A 20,039-nucleotide genomic window follows, 5' to 3' on the forward strand; every position below is an offset into this window, starting at 1 on the left:
ACATGCTTGTACGCAACAAATGCTCCAGACAAAAAAAGCCCGATCCAGCGCAAAGGCTGATCGGGCACGGGCACTCAATAAAGTGCAAAGGGAGGTTCGATGCGCGAACCGCATGCTTGAAGGAGCAATGAAACAATTAAGCCATCGGGCGATTATCTGTCGATTAACAGACTACGCGATGGCAGACAACCTGGCCTTGGCCTGATTCAAACCTTTCTCCTGGAAGTCACCGCCCAGGTTCATCCCTTCGGCATGGATAAAGGTCACATCGTGAATGCCGACAAAGGCCATGACCTGACGCAGATATGGTTCCTGATGGTCCGAGGTGCTACCCGCATATAGCCCGCCGCGAGCCGTCAACACGTATGCTTTCTTGCCGGTCAAAAGCCCCTGTGGACCGGTTTCGGTGTACTTGAAGGTCACCCCGGCGCGCAATACGTGGTCCAGCCAGGCCTTGAGCGTGCTCGGTATCGCAAAGTTGTACATGGGCGCCGCCAGCACCAGTACATCAGCGGCCAGCAACTCGTCGGTCAACTCATCGGAGCGCTTGAGGGAGGCGTGCTCGTCTGCACTGCGTTGTGCTTCGGGCTTCATCCAGCCACCCAACAGGTTGGCATCAAGGTGCGGTACCGGGTGCAGGGCAAGGTCGCGAACGGTGACCTGATCGGTCGGATGGGCTGCTTGCCACTGGCTGATGAACTGCTGGGTCAACTGACGGGAAAACGAGCCTTGCTGGCGGGCGCTACTTTCAATGATCAGAACATTGGACATGGCGGACAAGCTCCATCTGTAAATGCTGTAAGAATGGAGCCAAGATTAGGGGTCATTGATTCGATAAAAAAGCGCAATTACCTGCTACAACCTATCTATAAATCTGTTTGTTTAACGGTATCCTGTAACCACTCCAAAATCAGAGGAATTCATTGTGAAAGCGCCCCGCGTGACCCTTGATCAATGGCGCACCTTGCAGGCTGTGGTCGACCACGGAGGCTTCGCACAAGCCGCTGAAGTTCTCCACCGCTCACAGTCGTCTGTCAGCTATACCGTGGCCCGCATGCAGGACCAGCTCGGCGTGCCGCTGCTGCGCATCGACGGACGCAAGGCGGTGCTGACAGAAGCCGGTGGCGTGTTGCTGCGTCGCTCCCGGCAACTGGTCAAGCAGGCCAGCCAGCTCGAAGACCTTGCCCATCATATGGAGCAAGGCTGGGAAGCCGAGGTGCGCCTGGTCGTCGACGCAGCCTACCCCAACGCCCGGTTGGTGCGCGCCCTGACCGCTTTTATGCCGCAAAGCCGGGGCTGTCGCGTACGTCTGCGTGAAGAGGTTCTTTCCGGCGTCGAGGAAGTGCTGCTCGAAGGCGTGGCTGACCTGGCCATCAGCAGCTTCAATATTCCCGGCTACCTGGGTACCGAGTTGAGCACCGTGGAGTTTGTCGCCGTGGCCCATCCCGACCACCCGTTGCATCGCCTGCAACGCGAGTTGCATTTCCAGGACCTCGAAAGCCAGTTACAAGTGGTGATTCGTGACTCCGGGCGCCAGCAACCACGCGACGTTGGCTGGCTGGGCTCCGAGCAGCGCTGGACCGTCGGCAGCCTGGCCACGGCGGCTGCCTTTGTGGGCAGCGGGCTGGGGTTTGCCTGGTTGCCACGGCACATGATCGAGCGCGAGCTCAAGGAAGGTCTCCTCAAGCCGTTGCCGCTCAACCAGGGCGGCAATCGTCACCCGGTGTTTTTCCTGTACGCCAACAAGGACAAACCCCTGGGCCCGGCAACTCAAATCCTTGTCGAATTGTTGCGAACTTTCGACACGGCACCGCTCGAGGCACCTTTCGCCGCACCGCAGCAAGCGTGATGAGCAGTGGGCAGGAACCTGATTCGAGAATATCCTGTCCAACACCCGCCGCCCGTGAACATCTGCCATTGCAAGATGTGGCACGGGCACTGGTTCAATGCCCCCCAGCTTCACTGACGGTGCGGCATAGAACGGTCACCCAACTTTTCAGGATCACTGAACCATGCTTAAAAAAATTGCTCTTGCCGCTGGCGCCCTGCTGTTCGCTGCCAACCTTATGGCGGCTGAAACTGCCAAAGCGCCTCACGTGGTACTGGATACCAGCTTTGGCAAGATCGAAATCGAACTGGACCCGGTCAAGGCTCCGATCAGCACTGACAACTTCCTCAAGTATGTCGACAGCGGCTTTTACAACAACACCATTTTTCACCGCGTGATCCCGGGTTTCATGGTGCAAGGTGGTGGTTTTACGTCGCAGATGGTGCAAAAACAGACCCGCGACCCGATCAAGAACGAAGCCAGCAACGGCTTGCATAACGTTCGCGGGACCCTGTCGATGGCACGCACGTCGAACCCGAACTCGGCCACCAGTCAATTCTTCATCAACGTGGCAGACAATGCGTTTCTGGACCCGGGCCGTGATGCCGGTTACGCCGTTTTTGCCAAGGTAGTAAATGGCATGGATGTTGTTGACCAGATCGTCAACTCGCAAACCACCACCAAACAAGGCATGCAAAATGTGCCCATCGATCCGGTCCTGATCAAGTCGGCCAAGCGTATCGACTGACAGGCGCTATCACGCAGGAAGCGCTGACTGGAAACAATACACGGTCGCTGCTGCCGCAGACGGCTATGCTGCCTTCGCCTGCAGCGACCGTGTTTTGCTCTGCCGGTCACACCACTATAAGGAGAGCCCGCGCTGCGGGCGTCAGTGCCAATGCTCTATCGTCGCTTCGAACAACTGATCGATATTTTTCGCGAAGCCCCCACTCCGGCTCCGCCCAGCACTGTCTGGGCATTTTATCTCTACTACCTGCGCCAGGTCTGGCCCGTGTTTGCCGCCTTGCTGGTGGTCGGGCTGATCGCGGCACTGATCGAAGTATCGCTTTTCAGCTACTTGAGCACGCTGATCGACCTGACCCAGGGCACGCCCAATACTGACTTTTTCAAGGTCCACAGCGGTGAGCTGATCTGGATGGCCGTGGTCGCACTGATCATCCGCCCGGTGTTCTTCGGCCTGCATGACCTGCTGGTGCACCAGACCCTGAGCCCCAGCATGACCAGCATGATCCGCTGGCAAAACCACAGTTATGTACTCAAGCAAAGCCTCAACTTTTTCCAGAACGATTTTGCCGGGCGCATCGCCCAGCGCATCATGCAAACCGGCAACTCCCTGCGTGATTCGGCGGTACAGGCCGTCGATGCGCTGTGGCACGTCCTGATCTATGCCATCAGCTCGCTGGTGCTGTTTGCCGAAGCCGACTGGCGCCTGATGATCCCCCTGCTGACCTGGATCCTGTGCTATGTCGGGGCCTTGTATTACTTCGTACCACGGGTCAAGGAACGCTCGGTGGTATCTTCTGATGCACGCTCCAAACTGATGGGCCGCATCGTCGACGGCTATACCAACATCACCACCCTCAAATTGTTCGCCCACACAAACTTTGAGCAGCAGTACGCGCGCGAAGCCATTATCGAGCAAACCGAAAAAACCCGACTGGCCAGTCGCGTGGTCACCAGCATGGACGTGGCAATCACCAGCCTGAATGGCCTGCTGATCGTCAGCACCAGCGGCCTGGCGCTGTGGCTGTGGAGCCAGTCGCTGATCAGCGTCGGCGCAATTGCCCTGGCCACCGGCCTGGTGATTCGTATCGTCAACATGTCCGGCTGGATCATGTGGGTGGTCAACGGCATTTTTGAAAATATCGGCATGGTTCAGGACGGCCTGGAGACCATCGCCCAACCTGTCGCCGTGACTGACCGCGACCAGGCTCCACGCTTGATCGTCAACCGTGGCGAAGTGCGTTTTGAACACGTTGACTTCCACTACGGCAAGCGCAGCGGGATCATCAGCGACCTCAACCTGGTAATTAAACCCGGTGAAAAAATCGGCCTGATCGGCCCTTCCGGTGCCGGCAAGTCAACCCTGGTGAACCTGTTGTTGCGCTTGTATGACCTACAAGGCGGTCGCATCCTGATCGACGATCAAAACATCGCCGAAGTGACGCAGGAAAGCTTACGCGAACAGATCGGAATGATTACCCAGGACACCTCGCTGCTGCATCGTTCGATCCGCGACAATTTGCTGTACGGCAAGCCGGACGCCACCGACGAGGAGCTGTGGGAAGCCGTGCGCAAAGCCCGGGCCGATGAGTTTATCCCGCTGCTATCCGATGCCCAGGGCCGCACCGGTTTTGACGCTCATGTGGGCGAGCGCGGCGTCAAGCTGTCCGGCGGCCAGCGCCAGCGTATCGCCATTGCCCGCGTGCTGCTCAAGAACGCTCCGATCCTGATCATGGACGAGGCCACCTCGGCACTGGACTCCGAAGTCGAAGCCGCGATCCAGGAAAGCCTGGAAACCCTGATGCAAGGCAAAACCGTGATTGCCATCGCCCACCGCCTCTCCACCATTGCACGGATGGACCGTCTGGTGGTCCTGGAAAACGGCCGTATCGCTGAATCCGGAACCCACAGCGAGCTGCTCGCCAAAGGTGGCTTGTACTCGCGTTTGTGGCAACACCAGACCGGTGGTTTTGTCGGCATCGACTGAACCAAAAAAGCGCTAACTGCAAAGCGCGTGGAGCACAACGCCAGCCCCCGATTTCAAAGGGGGCTGGCGTTTTTTATGGCACTGGAAAAAAAATCGGCGAGTGCTGTAATTAGTAAAGGATTCGGGAGAATCCTGTAGTAAATCGCAGGAGGCAACGCCGCTTCAATTGCTCGATGGATTTATCCATCCGGGATCTCCTCCATGACCTTGTTCAAACGTTCCGTCACTGAGTTGCTGGGTACTTTCTGGTTGGTATTGGGCGGTTGCGGCAGTGCTGTGCTCGCAGCCGCGTTTCCTGATGTCGGCATCGGCCTGCTGGGGGTGGCTCTGGCATTTGGCTTGACCGTGGTGACCATGGCCTTTGCCATCGGCCATATAAGTGGTTGCCATCTCAACCCGGCCGTGTCTTTCGGCTTGTGGGTTGGTGGACGCTTTCCTGCAAAAGAACTGCCTGCCTACATCATTGCCCAGATCCTCGGCGGTGTGATTGCTGCCGGGCTCCTGTACATGATTGCCAGTGGCAAACCCGGCTTTGATCTGGCTGCCAGCGGGCTCGCAGCCAATGGCTATGGCGACCACTCACCCGGTGGCTACTCCATGGTGTCGGGGCTCATCTGTGAAATCACCATGACCGCCATGTTTATCCTGATCATCATGGGCGCCACTGACAAACGGGTATCCGCGGGGCACGCCCCTCTGGCCATCGGCCTGGCGCTGACGCTGATCCACCTGATTTCGATCCCGGTGACCAACACGTCGGTCAACCCGGCGCGCAGCACAGGCCCGGCGCTGATCGTAGGCGGCTGGGCGCTTCAGCAGTTATGGATGTTCTGGTTGGCGCCAATGCTGGGTGCGGCCATTGGCGCACTGGTCTATCGCTGGCTGGGCAAGGAAGGCAGCTAAACGGCCGGACGCGAGGGTCAGGCCTGCCGATATGGCAGCGCCGACCTCGCCTCTTCAGCATACGCCAGCACACCGACCCGCTCACGCTGCAAAAAGTCACTTACGGCCGCCTTCAAGCCCTGATGGCGCAGGTAATGCCATGAGTGTGTGATCACCGGTTCAAAGCCGCGAATCAGCTTGTGCTCGCCCTGAGCACCGGCATCAAAACGCCTGATACCGTGGGCGATAGCGTAATCCATGCCCTGGTAGAAACACGTCTCGAAATGCAGGCGGTCAAACTCGCCAAGACATCCCCAGTAGCGACCATAGAGACTGTCGCCGCCGATCAGGCTGAACGCCATCGCAACCGGGGTCGAACCCTGTTTGGCCAGCACCACGCGAATCGATTCGGGCATGCGCTCGGCCAGCAGGCTGAAGAAATCCCGGGTCAGATACGGCGTTTGCCGTCGCACAGCATAGGTGTTGGCGTAGCAGGCGTAGACAAAATCCCATTGCGCTTCACTCACCTGCTGGCCTTCCAGCCACTCAAACTCAAACCCCTGCCCTGCCACTTGCTCACGCTCTTTGCGCATCTGTTTGCGCTTGCGTGAGCTCAGGGCATCGAGAAAATCCTGAAAGTCCCGGTACCCGCGGTTCTGCCAGTGAAACTGACAACCCAGCCGTTGCATCCAGCCGGGTTGTTGCGCCAGCGCCGTATCGGCGAGCAGGTCGGTGAAATTGATATGGGCGCTGGACAACCCTTCGATCTGCAGATAACCGGGCAAGGCCGCCAGCAGCTCAAGCCCGTCCTCGGCACGGGCGGCCAACAACCGGGGGCCGCTGACCGGACTGAACGGTACTGCCGCAAGCAGCTTGGGGTAGTACTCGATACCTGCCCGCTCACAGGCTTGCGCCCACTCGTGATCGAACACGTACTCACCGTAGGAATGCCATTTTCGATAACTGGGCAACGCCGCCTGCAACTGCCCATTTTCATAATGCAGTAAATGCTCGGGCTGCCAGCCTGAATGCGGGCCCAGGCTGGCACTGTCTTCCAGGGTAGTGAGAAAGGCATGGCGCAAAAAAGGCTGGGCCACCGGCACCAGCGCATCCCATTCATGGGCGGGGATGGTGGACAGGCTGTCGAGTCGTTGAAGCGGCATTAATAGTCCTCAAGGCGCGGCGTAGACGCGATGGTATCACCCAACCACTGAATCGCTTCACTGTCACAGACTTGCTATCAGTCTGCCACTTTTCTGTCATATCCACCCGCGATACTGACGCCGCTTCTTAGAACACGGGGTTATGAGCGACCTGTTTGCCAACACGCTCATGACACGCCAAGCCTCGTTAACGTGAGCCCGTAAAGGGCCGATTTTTCTTGGGGTGGCTAGGGCCATCTCAGCACTGGGAGATTCATAATGCGTCTTGTATCTACACGGGTTGCTGCGGGACTGTGTGGTGGCCTGGTATTGGCCATGAGCGTTCCGGCCAGCGCTGCGGTCGATGCCAAACTGCTCGAAATGCTAAAAGCCAACGGCTCTATTTCGCCTGCACAGTACTCCGAGCTGCAAACTGAACTCGCCAGTGAGAATCAAGCCAAGCAAGAAGCTGCCGCCAATCAGGTGAAAAAATCCGATCTCAGTGCCTTCGAACAGAAAGTCGCCTGGGCCGCCAAAACCGAACTCAAGGGGGATGTACGGGTTCGTCAGGAAACCGTCAAGATCGACGGCGAATCCGATGGCAAGAACAAGGACCGCCAACGTATTCGTGCTCGCCTGGGCGCCTATACCGAAATCAACCCGCAGGTGAATACCGGTATCCGTATCGCCACTGGCGGCGGTGACGATGCACGTTCCACCAACCAGGATCTGGACAACTACTTCGACAAGAAGCAACTGTGGCTGGACATGGCGTTCATCGACTACCACCCGACCGCCGTCAAGGACCTGCACCTGATTGCCGGCAAGATGCCACAGCCGTGGGTCAATATGGGCGATGTAATCTGGGATAGCGATATCAACCCGGAAGGTCTGGCCGCCACTTACAAACACAATCTGGGCAACAGCGGCGTCGAAATGTTTGGTAGCGCCGGTTACTACACCCTCAAGGACAACGTTGACGGCGAAGGCGTGCAATTCAAGCACGACCTGAGCCTGTACGCCGGCCAGCTGGGTGCTCGCTTCGCCCCTACCGACAGCCTGAAAGTGACCTTGGGCGGCAGCGTTTACAGCTACAACAACGACAAGGACAGCAAGTGCCCGACCACCGGGACCAAGACCACCCCATGTGCACTCGGCGTCAACGGTAACAGCACTGACGAGTTCCGCCTGTACGAAGGCTTCGGCCAGGTCGATATCGCCAACCTGCCCGTGCCGCTGTCGCTGTACGGCCAATACGTGCATAACGCTGCCACCGACAGCGATCAGGATGATGCCTGGTTGGTGGGTTTCAAATCCAAGCTCAACGCCTTCAGCCTGGACTACAACTACCGCGATATTCAGCGTAACGCCGTGGTCGGCGCTTTCACCGATTCTGACTTCGCCAACGGTACTACCGGTTCCCGCGGTCACAAGTTCAAAGTGGGTTATGAAATCGACAAGAACTTCGGTGTCGGCGTGACCTACTTCCTGACCAAGGCCGACTACGCGACCTCCACCCAGAAAGATGCCAAGGCCAACACCTTGCAGCTGGACCTGGAAGCCAAGTTCTAAAAGAAAGGTTTACTCAATAGACAAAACGCTGAAGTCATTCAGCGTTTTGTGCCGTAAAAGCAGAGCGAGGATGCCGTCGGCCCCCATCACATCCACCGACAGTGTTCTCGTTCATGCCCCGCCATCAGCGCGACTGCTCGCGCATCATTCGCTCAACCGTCTGCTCCAGATCCTCCGGTGGCGGTTCGGGAAGTTTTTGCAACGTGCCCCTCAACAAACGCATTTGCCTGATAAAACGCCTGCAGTTCGGACAGAACAGCAAATGATGGCGTACCAACAACCGCTGACGAAAACTCAGCTGGCCATCCAGATAGTCACTTGAGACCGCTACTTGCTGTTTGCAGGTCAACATTCGCCAGTTTCCTCGAAATGTTCCACGGTCGCGAAGACTTTGAGTCGGGCGCGATGTATCAACACCCGGACATTAGAGAGCGATATCTCAAGAATATTACAAATTTCTTCGAGTTCGAGCCCCTGGCGCTCGCGCAACACCAGCACACTGCTCTGCAACTGCGGCAGACTGAGGAGCGTTTGCTCAAGACATTCGCGCAACTCATCTTCGCTGAGCAATGCGTCAGGGCTGTCCTGATGCCAGGAATAAGGGGCAAGCAACCAGTGGCCATCGCTGGAAAACCGCTCATCGTCGACAGTACCGTGGGGCGAAGGCAAATCGTCGAGCAGCACTTCACGACGATTTTGCTTGTAGCGTTGTTTCGCCGCATTGGCCGTGATGGTCAGCAGCCAGGTTTTCAGGCTCGAACGGCCTTCGAACCCGGACAGGTTGCGCACCACTGACAGCCAGGCGTCCTGAACGATTTCGTCAGCATGGCGATTGCCGACGATCGCATAGGCCACAGCGCGCATGGCACCTTGATAGGTAGTGACCAGCTCGCGGAAGGCCTGTTGCTCGCCGTTAAGCAGACGTTTGAGCAGGTCAGCGTCGTCAACAGTTGCCATGCAGGTCTCCGCAACCGGAAAGTGATTTTTCTGTGTGGGAGCGGGCTTGCTCGCGATAGCATCACCGCAGTTTGCCTGTCAGACCGCGCTGCCTGTATTGCGAGCAAGCCCGCTCCCACCACAAACCAGCTGTGACCTTAGCGTTTACGCAGAATCACGCTGCCAATCGAGTAGCCGGCACCGAACGAGCTGAGCACCGCCAGCGAACCGCTTGGCAAGTCGTCCTGGTACTTGTGGAAGGCAATCACCGAACCGGCCGAACTGGTGTTGGCATAGGTGTCGAGAATCACCGGAGCTTCTTCGACCGAAGCTTCGCGGCCCAACAGCTTGCGCACGATCAGGTGGTTCATGCTCAGGTTGGCCTGATGCAACCAGAAACGTTTGACTTGCGCCACGTCCAGCTGGTTTTCCTGCAGATGCTGGCCGATCAGTTCAGCCACCATCGGGCAGACATCGCGGAAGACCTTGCGCCCTTCTTGTACGAACAGTTTGTCCGGGCTGTCAGCTGGCTCGTCGGATGCACGGTTGAGGAAGCCGAAATTGTTGCGAATATTGTTCGAATACGTAGTCAGCAGTTTAGTGCTGACGATGTCGAACTGGTGTTCGGACGTTGCCAGGTCGGCACGCTCGACCACTATCGCGGTCGCGGCATCGCCAAAGATAAAGTGGCTGTCACGGTCACGGAAATTCAAGTGGCCGGTGCATACTTCAGGGCTGATAAGCAGTACCGCGCGAGCCTGGCCCAACTGGACGCTGTTGCTGGCGGTCTGGATACCGAACGTTGCGGAAGAACAGGCCACGTTCATGTCAAAACCAAAACCCTGAATGCCCAGTGCATGTTGCACTTCGATGGCAATGGCCGGGTACGGGCGTTGCAGGTTGGAGCAGGCCACGATCACGCCGTCGATGTCAGCGGCGGTTTTACCCGCGCGTTCCAGCGCTTGTTTGGCAGCGCCAACGGCCATTTCGCAGAGTACCGACATTTCGTCGTTGGAGCGCTCCGGCAAATGCGGGCGCATGCGCTGCGGGTCAAGGATGCCTTCCTTGTCCATCACAAAGCGGCTTTTTATGCCCGAAGCCTTTTCGATAAAGGCGGCGCTGGACTCGGCCAGAGGCTGGATTTCACCGGCCTCGATAGCCACGGCGTGGTCCGCGTTGAACTGTTGTACATAGGTATTGAAAGACTGCACCAGCTCTTCGTTGGAGATGCTGTTGGCCGGGGTGTACAGGCCGGTGCCGCTGATGACGACGTTATGCACGATCGTTCCTCTATTCTGTTCAAGCAGAAGATATTGAAATCGTTTCAGGTACGGATAGCCGCGAAGTTTGCCATAAATGCCAGCATTTGGCGTTATTTACGGATCTTGCAGTGATCCCCCGTGGGAGCTGGCCTGCTCTCGATTGCAGCAACACGGTGCAAATGCATGACCGCGTCGCCTGCATCGCGAGCAAGCCCGCTCCCACAGGACTGCAGGCTCAAGCCTCCACCAAACTCCACTGCTTACTCAGGCGCTTGTCCGAAATCGGCACCTTGGTCCCCAGTTGCTGGCCGAATAACGACACCCGATATTCTTCCAGCCACCAGCGGTACAACTCAAGTTGCGGATCGCGCTTGCCCTCCTGCGCATGCTTGGTCGCACGCGCCTGGTACTGCGCCCACAAACCACTCAGCTCACCACTCCAGACCCGGTCTTTTTGCACCTGGCCCGGCAGTTTTTCAAGACGCATTTCTATCGCCTTGAGGTAGCGCGGCAACTCTTTAAGCCACAAAGCCGGGGTTTCGCGCACAAAACCCGGGTACACCAGATGGCTCAGCTGCTGCTTTATGTCATTCAACGCCACCGCCTGGGCCAGATCGATCTTGCCCTTGAAGCGTTTTTGCAGACCATGCCACAGTTTGAGGATTTCCAGCGTCAGTCTGGCCAGCTTTTCCGCATGTTCGGTCCAGGCTCCGCGCTTGCGCTCGGCAAGCGATGCCAGCCCCGCGCCATCACGGGGTAGTACCGCCTCGCCTTCCAGGATGCAGCTGTCGAGGCTGGCCAGCAGAATGTCCTCCACCAGGCTCTCGACCCGACCCAATTCGCGGTACAAAAGGCCAAGCTCAGTCAACCCTGGCAGCTTGCCACGCAAAAATTTCGCCGGTTCCGCCAGTTGTTGCATCAGCAAACGCTGCAACGCACGGCGATGCTGGAACTCAGCCTCGGCCGGGGTAGAAAAGCGCCCTTCCTTGACCGTATTGCCCTCTTCCACCAGCGCCGGGTAAACCGTCATCGACAGCCCGGCGATCTTCTGCTGGGTTTTCTCCGCCACCGGGGCAAACACCTTGGCCTCGACCGGCTGCTGATTTTTCGCGGTTTGCGGTACGGCCAGTGCTGCCTGACTGGCCTGGGCAAAGCGGGCCGTCAATTCGGCCAGATCACGACCCTCGCCGAGAAACTTGCCGTCGGCGTCGACCACTTCGATATTCATCTTCAGATGATTTTCAACTTGCTGCGCGGCTTGCGCCCAGGCCTCGTCGCTCACCCGAGCGCCGGTCATGCGCAGCAATTCGCGGCCCAGGGTTTGTGGCAATGATCCCTCAGCAAATTCCATGCGCTGCAACGCGGCCTTGACGAAGTCCGGCACCGGCACGAAGTTTTTGCGCAATGCCTTGGGCAAACTGCGCACCAGGGCGATGCATTTGGCTTCTATCATGCCGGGCACCAGCCACTCCATACGTTCCGGCGGCAAAACCGGGAGCAGCGGCGCTGGCACCTTGACCGTCACGCCATCGCGGGGGTGGTTGGGTTCAAAGTGATAGCTGAGCTCCAGGGTCAAATCCCCCAGATGCAAAGTGTCAGGGTAATGCATGGCCGTGATTTCGGTGGCTTCGCGGGCCAGCACGTCTTCTTCGCGCATGATCAGCAACTGTGGATCTTTCTGGCTGTTGACCCGATACCAGCTGTCAAATGTCGCGGTCTGATGAATCTCGGCCGGCAGGCGAGCGTCGTAAAACGCGTAGAGGGTTTCTTCATCCGCCAGAATGTCACGGCGCCGGGCCTTGGCCTCCAGTTCGTCGAGTTGTTCAAGCAACTGCGCGTTGGCCGTCAGGCATTTGGCCCGCGACTGAATTTCGCCACGCACCAGCCCTTCACGGATAAACAGCTCGCGGGACAGCACCGGGTCAATCGGCCCGTAATGCACGGCACGGCGACCGACCACGATCAGGCCGAACAGGGTGATCTGCTCATAGGCCACCACCTGCCCGCGCTTCTTCTCCCAATGGGGCTCGAAGTAGTTCTTTTTCACCAGATGCCCGGCCAGCGGTTCGATCCAGTCCGGCTCGATCTTGGCCACCATCCGCGCATACAATTTGGTCGTTTCTACCAGCTCGGCAGTCATCAGCCACTGCGGACGCTTTTTACCCAGCCCCGAAGACGGATGGATCCAGAACCGCCGCTGGCGCGCCCCGAGGTAATCTCCGTCCTCGGTTTTTTGCCCGATCTGGCTCAGCAACCCCGACAGCACCGCCTTGTGCAGTTTTGCATAATCGGCCGGTTCCTGATTGACCGTGAGCTGCATATCGCGACAGATCAGGCTCAATTGACGGTGGGAATCACGCCACTCGCGCAACCGCAGGTAGTTGAGGAAGTTCTTGCGACACCAGTTGCGCAGCGGGCTGGCCGTCAGCGCCTGGCGCTGCTCCTCAAAACCGCGCCATACGTTGATCAGACCGGCAAAGTCAGAGTCGACATCTTTCCATTGCGCGTGGGCCTGATCTGCCGCTTGTTGACGTTCCGGCGGACGTTCACGCGGGTCTTGCACCGACATCGCACTGGCGACGATCAATACTTCCTGCAAACTGCCGAGCTTGGCGGCTTCGAGCAACATACGGCCCATGCGCGGGTCCACCGGCAGGCGGGCCAACTGACGGCCCAGCGGTGTGAGCTGATTTTCGCGGTTAACCGCCGACAGTTCTTGCAGCAGATTGAAACCGTCGGTGATTGCCTTGCCGTCCGGCGGCTCAATAAACGGAAACGCGGTGATTTCGCCCAGGCGCAGGTGCAGCATTTGCAGGATGACTGCCGCAAGGTTGGTACGAAGAATCTCGGGGTCGGTAAACTCCGGGCGACCGTTAAAGTCTTCTTCGGCATACAGGCGCACGCAGATACCCGGCTCGACCCGGCCACAACGGCCCTTGCGCTGGTTGGCGCTGGCCTGGGAAATCGCTTCTATCGGCAGGCGCTGGACCTTGGCCCGGTAGCTGTATCGGCTGATGCGCGCCGTGCCGCTGTCAATCACGTAACGGATGCCCGGCACAGTCAATGACGTTTCCGCTACGTTGGTGGCCAGCACCACACGGCGGCCCGGGTGCGACTGGAAAATCCGCTGCTGTTCGGCAGGCGACAACCGCGCATACAACGGCAGGATCTCGGTGTGCTTGAGTTGCGCCTTGCGCAGCATGTCGGCGGCATCGCGGATTTCCCGCTCGCCTGGTAAAAATACCAGCACATCGCCGGGGCTTTTACGCTCACTGCGCTCGAACGCGGCAATCTCGTCCAGGGTGGCAATAATGGCCTGGTCGACGCTCAGGTCTTCTTCAACGTTGTTGCCCTCTTCGTCCTGCTGGGAGGTCAACGGGCGATACCAGGTCTCGACCGGAAAGGTACGGCCCGACACTTCGACAATGGGCGCGTCATTGAAGTGTTTGGAGAAACGCTCAAGATCGATGGTTGCCGAGGTGATGATGACCTTCAAATCGGGACGACGGGGCAGCAGGATCTTCAGATAACCGAGCAAAAAGTCGATGTTCAGGCTGCGCTCGTGGGCTTCGTCGACGATGATCGTGTCATAGCGTTCGAGATAGCGGTCGTGCTGGGTTTCGGCCAGCAGGATACCGTCGGTCATCAGCTTGATCAGGGTATTGGAATCGCTCTGATCCTCAAACCGCACCTGATAGCCGACCAGCGCACCCAGCGGCGTGCCCAGCTCTTCAGCCACCCGGCTGGCCACACTGCGGGCGGCGATGCGCCGCGGTTGGGTATGGCCGATCAGGCCGTGCTGCCCACGGCCGATTTCAAGGCAGATCTTCGGTAACTGGGTGGTTTTGCCCGAGCCGGTTTCACCGGCCAGGATCAGCACCTGATGCTTGAGCAGCGCGGCCTTGATCTCGTCCCGCTTGGCCGCGATCGGCAGATTTTCGTCATAGCGAACCTGCGGCACACTGGCCGCCCGCGCTGCCACCTGCGCGCACGACGCCTGCACCCGCTCGGCCCAGGCGGCCAGCTTGGCGTCGTCAGGCTTTTTGCGCAGCTCATGCAATTGCCGGCGCAGCTTGTGGCGGTCGGCAATCATGGCTTGATCGAGGTTTTTCAACAGTTGGTCGATAGCAGGCGATTCGTCAGTCATCAGGTGCGCAGAATTCTTCGTAAATGCAGGGGGCGGATTGTCGCAGATTTGGACGCTCATGCACGAATCTGTAGGAATTAGCGCGTTGTCTTGTCCGCTGCATCCCCTACACTGCCCGCCTTGAAACTTGTAAGGAAAATCCCGTGAGACTTGTCGATTTGCTGCGCATGCTGTCGCTGGCAGGCATTTGGGGCGCCAGCTTTCTGTTTATGCGGATCATTGCACCGGTACTCGGGACCATCCCGACAGCTTTTTTCCGGGTTTCCATCGCAGCAACCGGTCTGGTAGTGATTCTGGCGCTGATGCGCGTGCGCTGGGATTTCGGCGGCAAACTCAAGGTAATCCTGATACTGGGGGTTATCAACTCCGGGGTACCGGCCACACTGTATTCGGTGGCGGCCCAGGTGTTGCCTGCCGGTTACTCATCGATTTTCAACGCCACCACACCGTTGATGGGCGTATTGATCGGCGGTCTGTTTTTCAGCGAAAAATTGACCCTGACCAAAATGGCCGGGGTGTTTCTGGGCTTGCTCGGTGTAGGCATTTTGACCCGTGCCGGGCCGGTTGCTTTCAATCTGGACTTGCTGATGGGCGCCCTCGCCTGTCTGCTGGCCACCACCTTTTATGGATTTGCCGGCTTTTTGGCACGCCGCTGGCTGGATCAGCAAGGCGGTCTCGACCCTCGTCTTTCGGCACTGGGCAGTATGCTCGGGGCTACTTTGTTCCTGCTGCCGCTGTTCGGGCTGAGTGTGATCAATCAGCCACCGGTCAGTTGGGGCGGGACGAGTGTCTGGTTATCGTTGCTGGGTCTGGGGCTGGTGTGTACGGCGTTTGCCTATATCCTGTACTTCCGCTTGCTGACCAGCATTGGCCCGGTCAAATCCATGACCGTGACCTTTATGATCCCGCCGTTTGGCGTGCTGTGGGGCGCGCTGTTTCTGGGCGAGCCGCTGTCGATGGCGCACCTGTACGGAGGTCTGCTGATCGCTGTGGCGCTGTGGCTGGTGCTCAAGCCCGGGGCAATGGCAGCGTCCAAATAATCACATGCCGTGGTGGGGTTTTGGCAGGCAATTGACATAAAAAAATCCAAAAAAAACCGCTCTCGAGAGAGCGGTTTTTTGTGTCTGATGCAATCAGCCAAACAACCAGCGCCACAGCAGTATCAGTACCAGCACCGCCAATATCGGCCGGGCGATACGATAAAGCTTGGGATTGCGGCGCTTCCACTGTTTGACCACGCCACTGAAACGGTCACTGAAGGTTTTGCTCCAGGCGTAGGCCTTGTTGATCCCGCCAACGCGTTCGTCGTCCAGGTTCTGCGGCGCAGTCGCCTTACCCAGTTGCGCGCTGACCCAACGGTTGATACGGGTCATCAGCGGGCTGGTCAATGGCCGCTCGATATCGCAAAACAGAATGACGCGGGTGATATCGGTTTCGTTCTTGACCCAGTGCACGTAAGTCTCGTCGAACATCACGTCTTCACCATCACGCCAGGCGTATTCCTCGCCATCGACAAAGATGCGGCAAGCGTCGGAGTTGGGGGTCGACAGGCCCAGGTGGTAACGCAGCGATCCGGCAAACGGGTCGCGGTGCGGGTTGAGGTGGCTACCGCCCGGCAACAGGGCAAACATCGCACCTTTGACGTTGGGGATGCTGTTGACCAATTCAACGGTTTTGGGGCACAGCAATTCAGCAGATGGCAGCGCCTTGTCGTACCACTTGAGGTAAAAGCGCTTCCAGCCCTTTTTGAAGAACGAACCGAAGCCTGCGTCGTTGTTCTTCTCGGCGGCGCGTATATAGCCCTCATCGAACAAGTGCATGGCTTCTTCGCGGATCGCTTGCCAGTTGTCCTTGAGCACATCCAGCTCGGGGAACTTGCTGCGGTCCAGGTACGGCTTGGACGGTACCCCGGAGAACAGGTACATCAGGGCGTTGTAGGGCGCAAAGAACGCGGAGTGGTTGACGAATTGGCGCAACACCGGCAAGCGTGCCTTGCCGCGCAGGTGCACGTAAAGAATGCTGCCGACAAATAACAGTATGAGCCCTGCCTTGATGGCGAAGGATAAGGTCATGCAACAACTCCTCAAAAATACCGTGCAGCATCAATAGCCCGATGTAGCAGCAGGCCATGATAAACACTACAGGCGTAGGACAAAACCCACGAATCCAAATAATCAGTATTAAGTCTTACGCAACAGCAGGCTGATTATTCAGAAACTTGGGCATTAGCCACTTGATTTGAGTCAGTTGCACAAACTCTGCGGGGAACGGGCGCGCCACCCCCCGCACAATGTTACGGGTGCAATTCCTGCTCGCTGAACAGGTCGCTGAACAGGAAGCTCGACAGATAACGCTCGCCCGAATCGGGGAGGATCACGACGATGGTCTTGCCTTGCATTTCCGGGGTTTCCGCCAGTCGCACCGCCACGGCCATCGCTGCACCGCAGGATATACCGCACAAGATGCCCTCTTCCTGCATCAGGCGCAGGGCCATGGCCTTGGATTCGTCATCGCTGACCAGTTCGACCTTGTCGACGATCGACAGATCAAGGTTTTTGGGGACGAAACCGGCACCGATGCCCTGGATCTTGTGCGGTGAAGGCTTGATTTCTTCTCCGGCCAACGCCTGGGTGATCACCGGCGAGGTGATGGGCTCGACGGCCACCGACAGAATCGGCTTGCCCTGGGTGTGCTTGATGTAGCGTGAAACTCCGGTGATCGTGCCGCCGGTGCCGACGCCAGACACCAGTACATCAACGCCGCCATCGGTGTCGTTCCAGATTTCCGGGCCGGTGGTTTTTTCGTGGATCGCGGGGTTGGCCGGGTTCTCAAACTGCTGCGGCATAAAATACCTGGCCGGGTCGCTGGCCTGAATTTCTGCGGCTTTGTCGATCGCGCCCTTCATGCCCTTGGCCGGCTCGGTCAAGACCAGCTCGGCACCCAGCGCCTTGAGTACCTTGCGCCGCTCGATGCTCATCGATGACGGCATGGTCAGCATCAATTTGTAACCACGCGCCGCTGCGACAAACGCCAGGCCGATCCCCGTGTTCCCCGACGTAGGCTCGATGATGGTCATGCCCGGCTTGAGTACGCCACGGCTTTCGGCATCCCAGATCATGTTGGCGCCAATCCGGCATTTAACTGAATAACCGGGGTTGCGGCCTTCGATCTTGGCCAGGATGGTCACGCCGCGCGGCGCAATGCTGTTGATCTGGACTAAAGGCGTGTTGCCGATGGATTGGGCGTTGTCTGCATAAATGCGGCTCATGGCGGGGTCCTTGTGCACCTTTTGGGAAGATCCCAAGGGTAGGCCTCACGCTGACATGCGTCCAGTCATGGCGTGACGCCTCATTCTGGGACTGAATGGCGCGTCTGCGTTCACGTCAGGCGGGCAGCGCGTTATAGTCGGACATACTTTTCAGTTCTCCCGCCCTGCCCCTTGCAGGACCCGGGTCATGGTTTGAGGAATTGCAGATGAAGTTTGAAGGCACACGCGCCTATGTGGCCACCGATGACCTGAAACTGGCGGTCAACGCGGCCATTACCCTGGAGCGGCCGCTGCTGGTCAAGGGCGAGCCCGGCACCGGTAAAACCATGCTTGCCGAGCAACTGGCTGAATCCTTTGGCTGCAAGCTGATCACCTGGCACATCAAGTCAACCACCAAGGCCCACCAGGGCCTCTATGAGTACGACGCAGTCAGTCGCCTGCGTGACTCGCAACTGGGTGTCGACAAGGTTCACGATGTGCGCAACTACCTTAAAAAGGGCAAGTTGTGGGAAGCCTTCGAGGCCGAAGAACGCGTCATCCTGCTGATCGACGAAATCGACAAGGCAGACATCGAGTTCCCCAATGACCTGCTGCAAGAACTCGACAAGATGGAGTTCTACGTTTACGAGACGGACGAGACGATCAAGGCCAAGGTGCGCCCGATCATCATCATTACCTCCAATAACGAAAAAGAACTGCCGGACGCCTTCCTGCGCCGCTGCTTCTTCCACTACATCAGTTTCCCGGACCGCACCACGCTGCAGAAAATCGTCGACGTGCACTTCCCCAACATCAAGAAAGAGCTGGTCAGCGAAGCGCTTGATGTGTTTTTCGATGTGCGCAAGGTCCCGGGCTTAAAGAAAAAACCTTCAACCTCCGAGCTGGTCGACTGGCTCAAGCTGCTGATGGCCGACAATATCGGCGAGGCGGTGTTGCGCGAACGTGATCCGACCAAAGCCATTCCGCCACTGGCCGGTGCCCTGGTGAAAAACGAGCAGGATGTGCAATTGCTTGAGCGCCTGGCGTTTATGAGCCGCCGCCCCAATCGCTGATTTCCGAGAAGGCGAAAAGCATGCTGCTTAATCTGTTCAATGAAATGCGTGCGGCCAAGGTGCCGGTTTCAGTGCGTGAGCTGCTGGACCTGATCAACGCCCTGAAAAACCGGGTGACCTTCGCCGATATGGACGAGTTCTATTATCTGGCCCGTACGATCCTGGTGAAGGACGAGCGCCATTTCGACAAGTTCGACCGCGCATTTGGCGCCTATTTCAATGGTCTGCAAAACCTCAATGAACACCTGGAGGCACTGATCCCCGAAGACTGGCTGCGCAAGGAGTTCGAACGCTCGCTGAGCGACGAAGATCGCGCCCAGCTGCAGTCACTGGGCGGGCTGGACAAGCTGATCGAGGCGTTCAAGCAGCGTCTGGAAGAGCAAAAGGAACGCCATGCCGGTGGCAACAAATGGATCGGCACCGGTGGCACCAGTCCGTTCGGCTCGGGCGGTTATCACCCCGAAGGCATCCGCGTGGGCGATGCTGGCGCACGTCAGGGCAAGGCGGCCAAGGTCTGGGAACAGCGCGAGTACAAGAACCTGGATGATCAGGTCGAGCTGGGCACGCGCAATATCAAGGTCGCGCTGCGTCGGCTACGTAAATTCGCCCGCCAGGGCGCAGCGGATGAGCTGGATATCGACGGCACCATCGACCACACCGCTCGCGATGCCGGGTTGCTGAATATTCAGATGCGCCCGGAGCGGCGCAACAATATCAAACTGCTGTTGCTGTTCGATATCGGCGGTTCGATGGACGCCCATATCAAAATTTGTGAAGAGCTGTTTTCCGCGTGCAGAACCGAGTTCAAACATCTGGAGTACTACTACTTTCACAACTTTATCTATGAATCGGTGTGGAAGAACAACCAGCGTCGTCAGGTTGAGCGCATCTCGACCCAGGACCTGCTGAACAAATATGGCGCGGATTACAAAGTGATCTTTATCGGTGACGCGACGATGGGACCCTATGAGATCACCCATGCCGGGGGCAGTGTCGAGCACTGGAATGAAGAGCCGGGCTACAAGTGGATGCAGCGTTTTATGGAGAAATACAAAAAGCTGGTGTGGATTAACCCGTATCCCAAGGACACATGGCATTACACGGCTTCGATCGGGATCGTACGTGATCTGATCGAAGACCGCATGTATCCGCTCACCCTTGAAGGGCTGGAAGAAGGGATGCGGTTTTTGGCCAAATAATTCAGCGCGGTGAGTGTGGC

Annotated in this window: 16 protein-coding genes; 8 read left to right on the top strand and 8 right to left on the bottom strand. The window is 58.0% G+C overall.

All coding sequences use genetic code 11. The annotated features are described in order from the left end of the window. Positions 1-171: 171 nt before the first annotated feature. On the bottom strand, positions 172-771 hold the full coding sequence (locus V6L81_RS18965) for an FMN-dependent NADH-azoreductase (protein ID WP_095002670.1): 600 nt from the start codon (positions 769-771) through the stop codon (positions 172-174). A 154-nt stretch (positions 772-925) separates the two neighbouring features. Here V6L81_RS18965 and V6L81_RS18970 point away from each other — a divergent pair, with 154 nt between their 5' ends. From V6L81_RS18970 to aqpZ, 4 genes are all read left to right on the top strand, one after another. Continuing rightward, positions 926-1,849, top strand: a complete 924-nt coding sequence (locus tag V6L81_RS18970; RefSeq protein ID WP_095002671.1) for a LysR family transcriptional regulator — start codon at positions 926-928, stop codon at positions 1,847-1,849. Between the two features lie 163 nt (positions 1,850-2,012). Further along, positions 2,013-2,576: a peptidylprolyl isomerase gene (locus V6L81_RS18975; protein ID WP_095002672.1), complete on the top strand. Its 564-nt coding sequence runs from the start codon at positions 2,013-2,015 to the stop codon at positions 2,574-2,576. 150 nt (positions 2,577-2,726) lie between these two features. Further along, positions 2,727-4,559, top strand: coding sequence for an ABC transporter ATP-binding protein (locus V6L81_RS18980; RefSeq protein ID WP_095002673.1), 1,833 nt, complete (start codon positions 2,727-2,729; stop codon positions 4,557-4,559). Between the two features lie 201 nt (positions 4,560-4,760). After that, entirely contained in the window at positions 4,761-5,462 is a 702-nt protein-coding gene (gene aqpZ, locus V6L81_RS18985) for an aquaporin Z (RefSeq protein WP_095002674.1), read from the top strand. 17 nt (positions 5,463-5,479) lie between these two features. Here the strand turns inward: aqpZ and V6L81_RS18990 are convergent, their stop codons facing one another. After that, complete coding sequence (locus V6L81_RS18990; RefSeq protein ID WP_095021281.1) at positions 5,480-6,604, bottom strand: GNAT family N-acetyltransferase; 1,125 nt, start codon at positions 6,602-6,604, stop codon at positions 5,480-5,482. A 258-nt stretch (positions 6,605-6,862) separates the two neighbouring features. On the opposite strand from V6L81_RS18990, the gene V6L81_RS18995 reads away from it, so the two are divergent. Beyond that, positions 6,863-8,155 carry a putative porin gene (locus V6L81_RS18995; RefSeq protein WP_271350927.1) on the top strand — a complete coding sequence of 431 codons (1,293 nt, stop codon included), beginning with the start codon at positions 6,863-6,865 and terminating at the stop codon, positions 8,153-8,155. Positions 8,156-8,279: 124 nt separating this feature from the next. Here the strand turns inward: V6L81_RS18995 and V6L81_RS19000 are convergent, their stop codons facing one another. The 4 genes from V6L81_RS19000 to hrpA form a co-directional block, all read right to left on the bottom strand. Further along, complete coding sequence (locus V6L81_RS19000; RefSeq protein WP_095002677.1) at positions 8,280-8,507, bottom strand: anti-sigma factor; 228 nt, start codon at positions 8,505-8,507, stop codon at positions 8,280-8,282. After that, positions 8,501-9,112: an RNA polymerase sigma factor gene (locus tag V6L81_RS19005; protein WP_095002678.1), complete on the bottom strand. Its 612-nt coding sequence runs from the start codon at positions 9,110-9,112 to the stop codon at positions 8,501-8,503. The genes V6L81_RS19000 and V6L81_RS19005 overlap by 7 nt, the downstream gene beginning before the upstream one ends. Before the next feature lie 137 nt (positions 9,113-9,249). After that, positions 9,250-10,371, bottom strand: coding sequence for a beta-ketoacyl-ACP synthase III (locus V6L81_RS19010; RefSeq protein WP_095018937.1), 1,122 nt, complete (start codon positions 10,369-10,371; stop codon positions 9,250-9,252). A gap of 217 nt (positions 10,372-10,588) precedes the next feature. Next, positions 10,589-14,500 (bottom strand): ATP-dependent RNA helicase HrpA, encoded by a 3,912-nt coding sequence (hrpA, locus tag V6L81_RS19015; RefSeq protein WP_095018956.1) that lies wholly within the window; start codon positions 14,498-14,500, stop codon positions 10,589-10,591. Positions 14,501-14,643: 143 nt separating this feature from the next. On the opposite strand from hrpA, the gene V6L81_RS19020 reads away from it, so the two are divergent. Then, positions 14,644-15,540 (top strand): DMT family transporter, encoded by an 897-nt coding sequence (locus V6L81_RS19020; protein ID WP_095002680.1) that lies wholly within the window; start codon positions 14,644-14,646, stop codon positions 15,538-15,540. 93 nt (positions 15,541-15,633) lie between these two features. On the opposite strand, the gene V6L81_RS19025 is transcribed toward V6L81_RS19020, so the two are convergent. Both V6L81_RS19025 and cysK read right to left on the bottom strand, forming a co-directional pair. Next, positions 15,634-16,572, bottom strand: coding sequence for an aspartyl/asparaginyl beta-hydroxylase domain-containing protein (locus V6L81_RS19025; RefSeq protein ID WP_088377780.1), 939 nt, complete (start codon positions 16,570-16,572; stop codon positions 15,634-15,636). Between the two features lie 221 nt (positions 16,573-16,793). Beyond that, positions 16,794-17,768 carry a cysteine synthase A gene (gene cysK / locus V6L81_RS19030; RefSeq protein WP_095002681.1) on the bottom strand — a complete coding sequence of 325 codons (975 nt, stop codon included), beginning with the start codon at positions 17,766-17,768 and terminating at the stop codon, positions 16,794-16,796. Positions 17,769-17,974: 206 nt separating this feature from the next. On the opposite strand from cysK, the gene V6L81_RS19035 reads away from it, so the two are divergent. Together V6L81_RS19035 and V6L81_RS19040 are read left to right on the top strand one after the other, a co-directional pair. Continuing rightward, positions 17,975-18,820 (top strand): MoxR family ATPase, encoded by an 846-nt coding sequence (locus tag V6L81_RS19035; RefSeq protein ID WP_095021285.1) that lies wholly within the window; start codon positions 17,975-17,977, stop codon positions 18,818-18,820. A gap of 20 nt (positions 18,821-18,840) precedes the next feature. Beyond that, complete coding sequence (locus V6L81_RS19040) at positions 18,841-20,019, top strand: VWA domain-containing protein (RefSeq protein ID WP_095002683.1); 1,179 nt, start codon at positions 18,841-18,843, stop codon at positions 20,017-20,019. Positions 20,020-20,039 lie beyond the last annotated feature (20 nt).

Source organism: Pseudomonas bubulae (genome assembly GCF_037023725.1).
Taxonomy (GTDB): domain Bacteria; phylum Pseudomonadota; class Gammaproteobacteria; order Pseudomonadales; family Pseudomonadaceae; genus Aquipseudomonas; species Aquipseudomonas bubulae.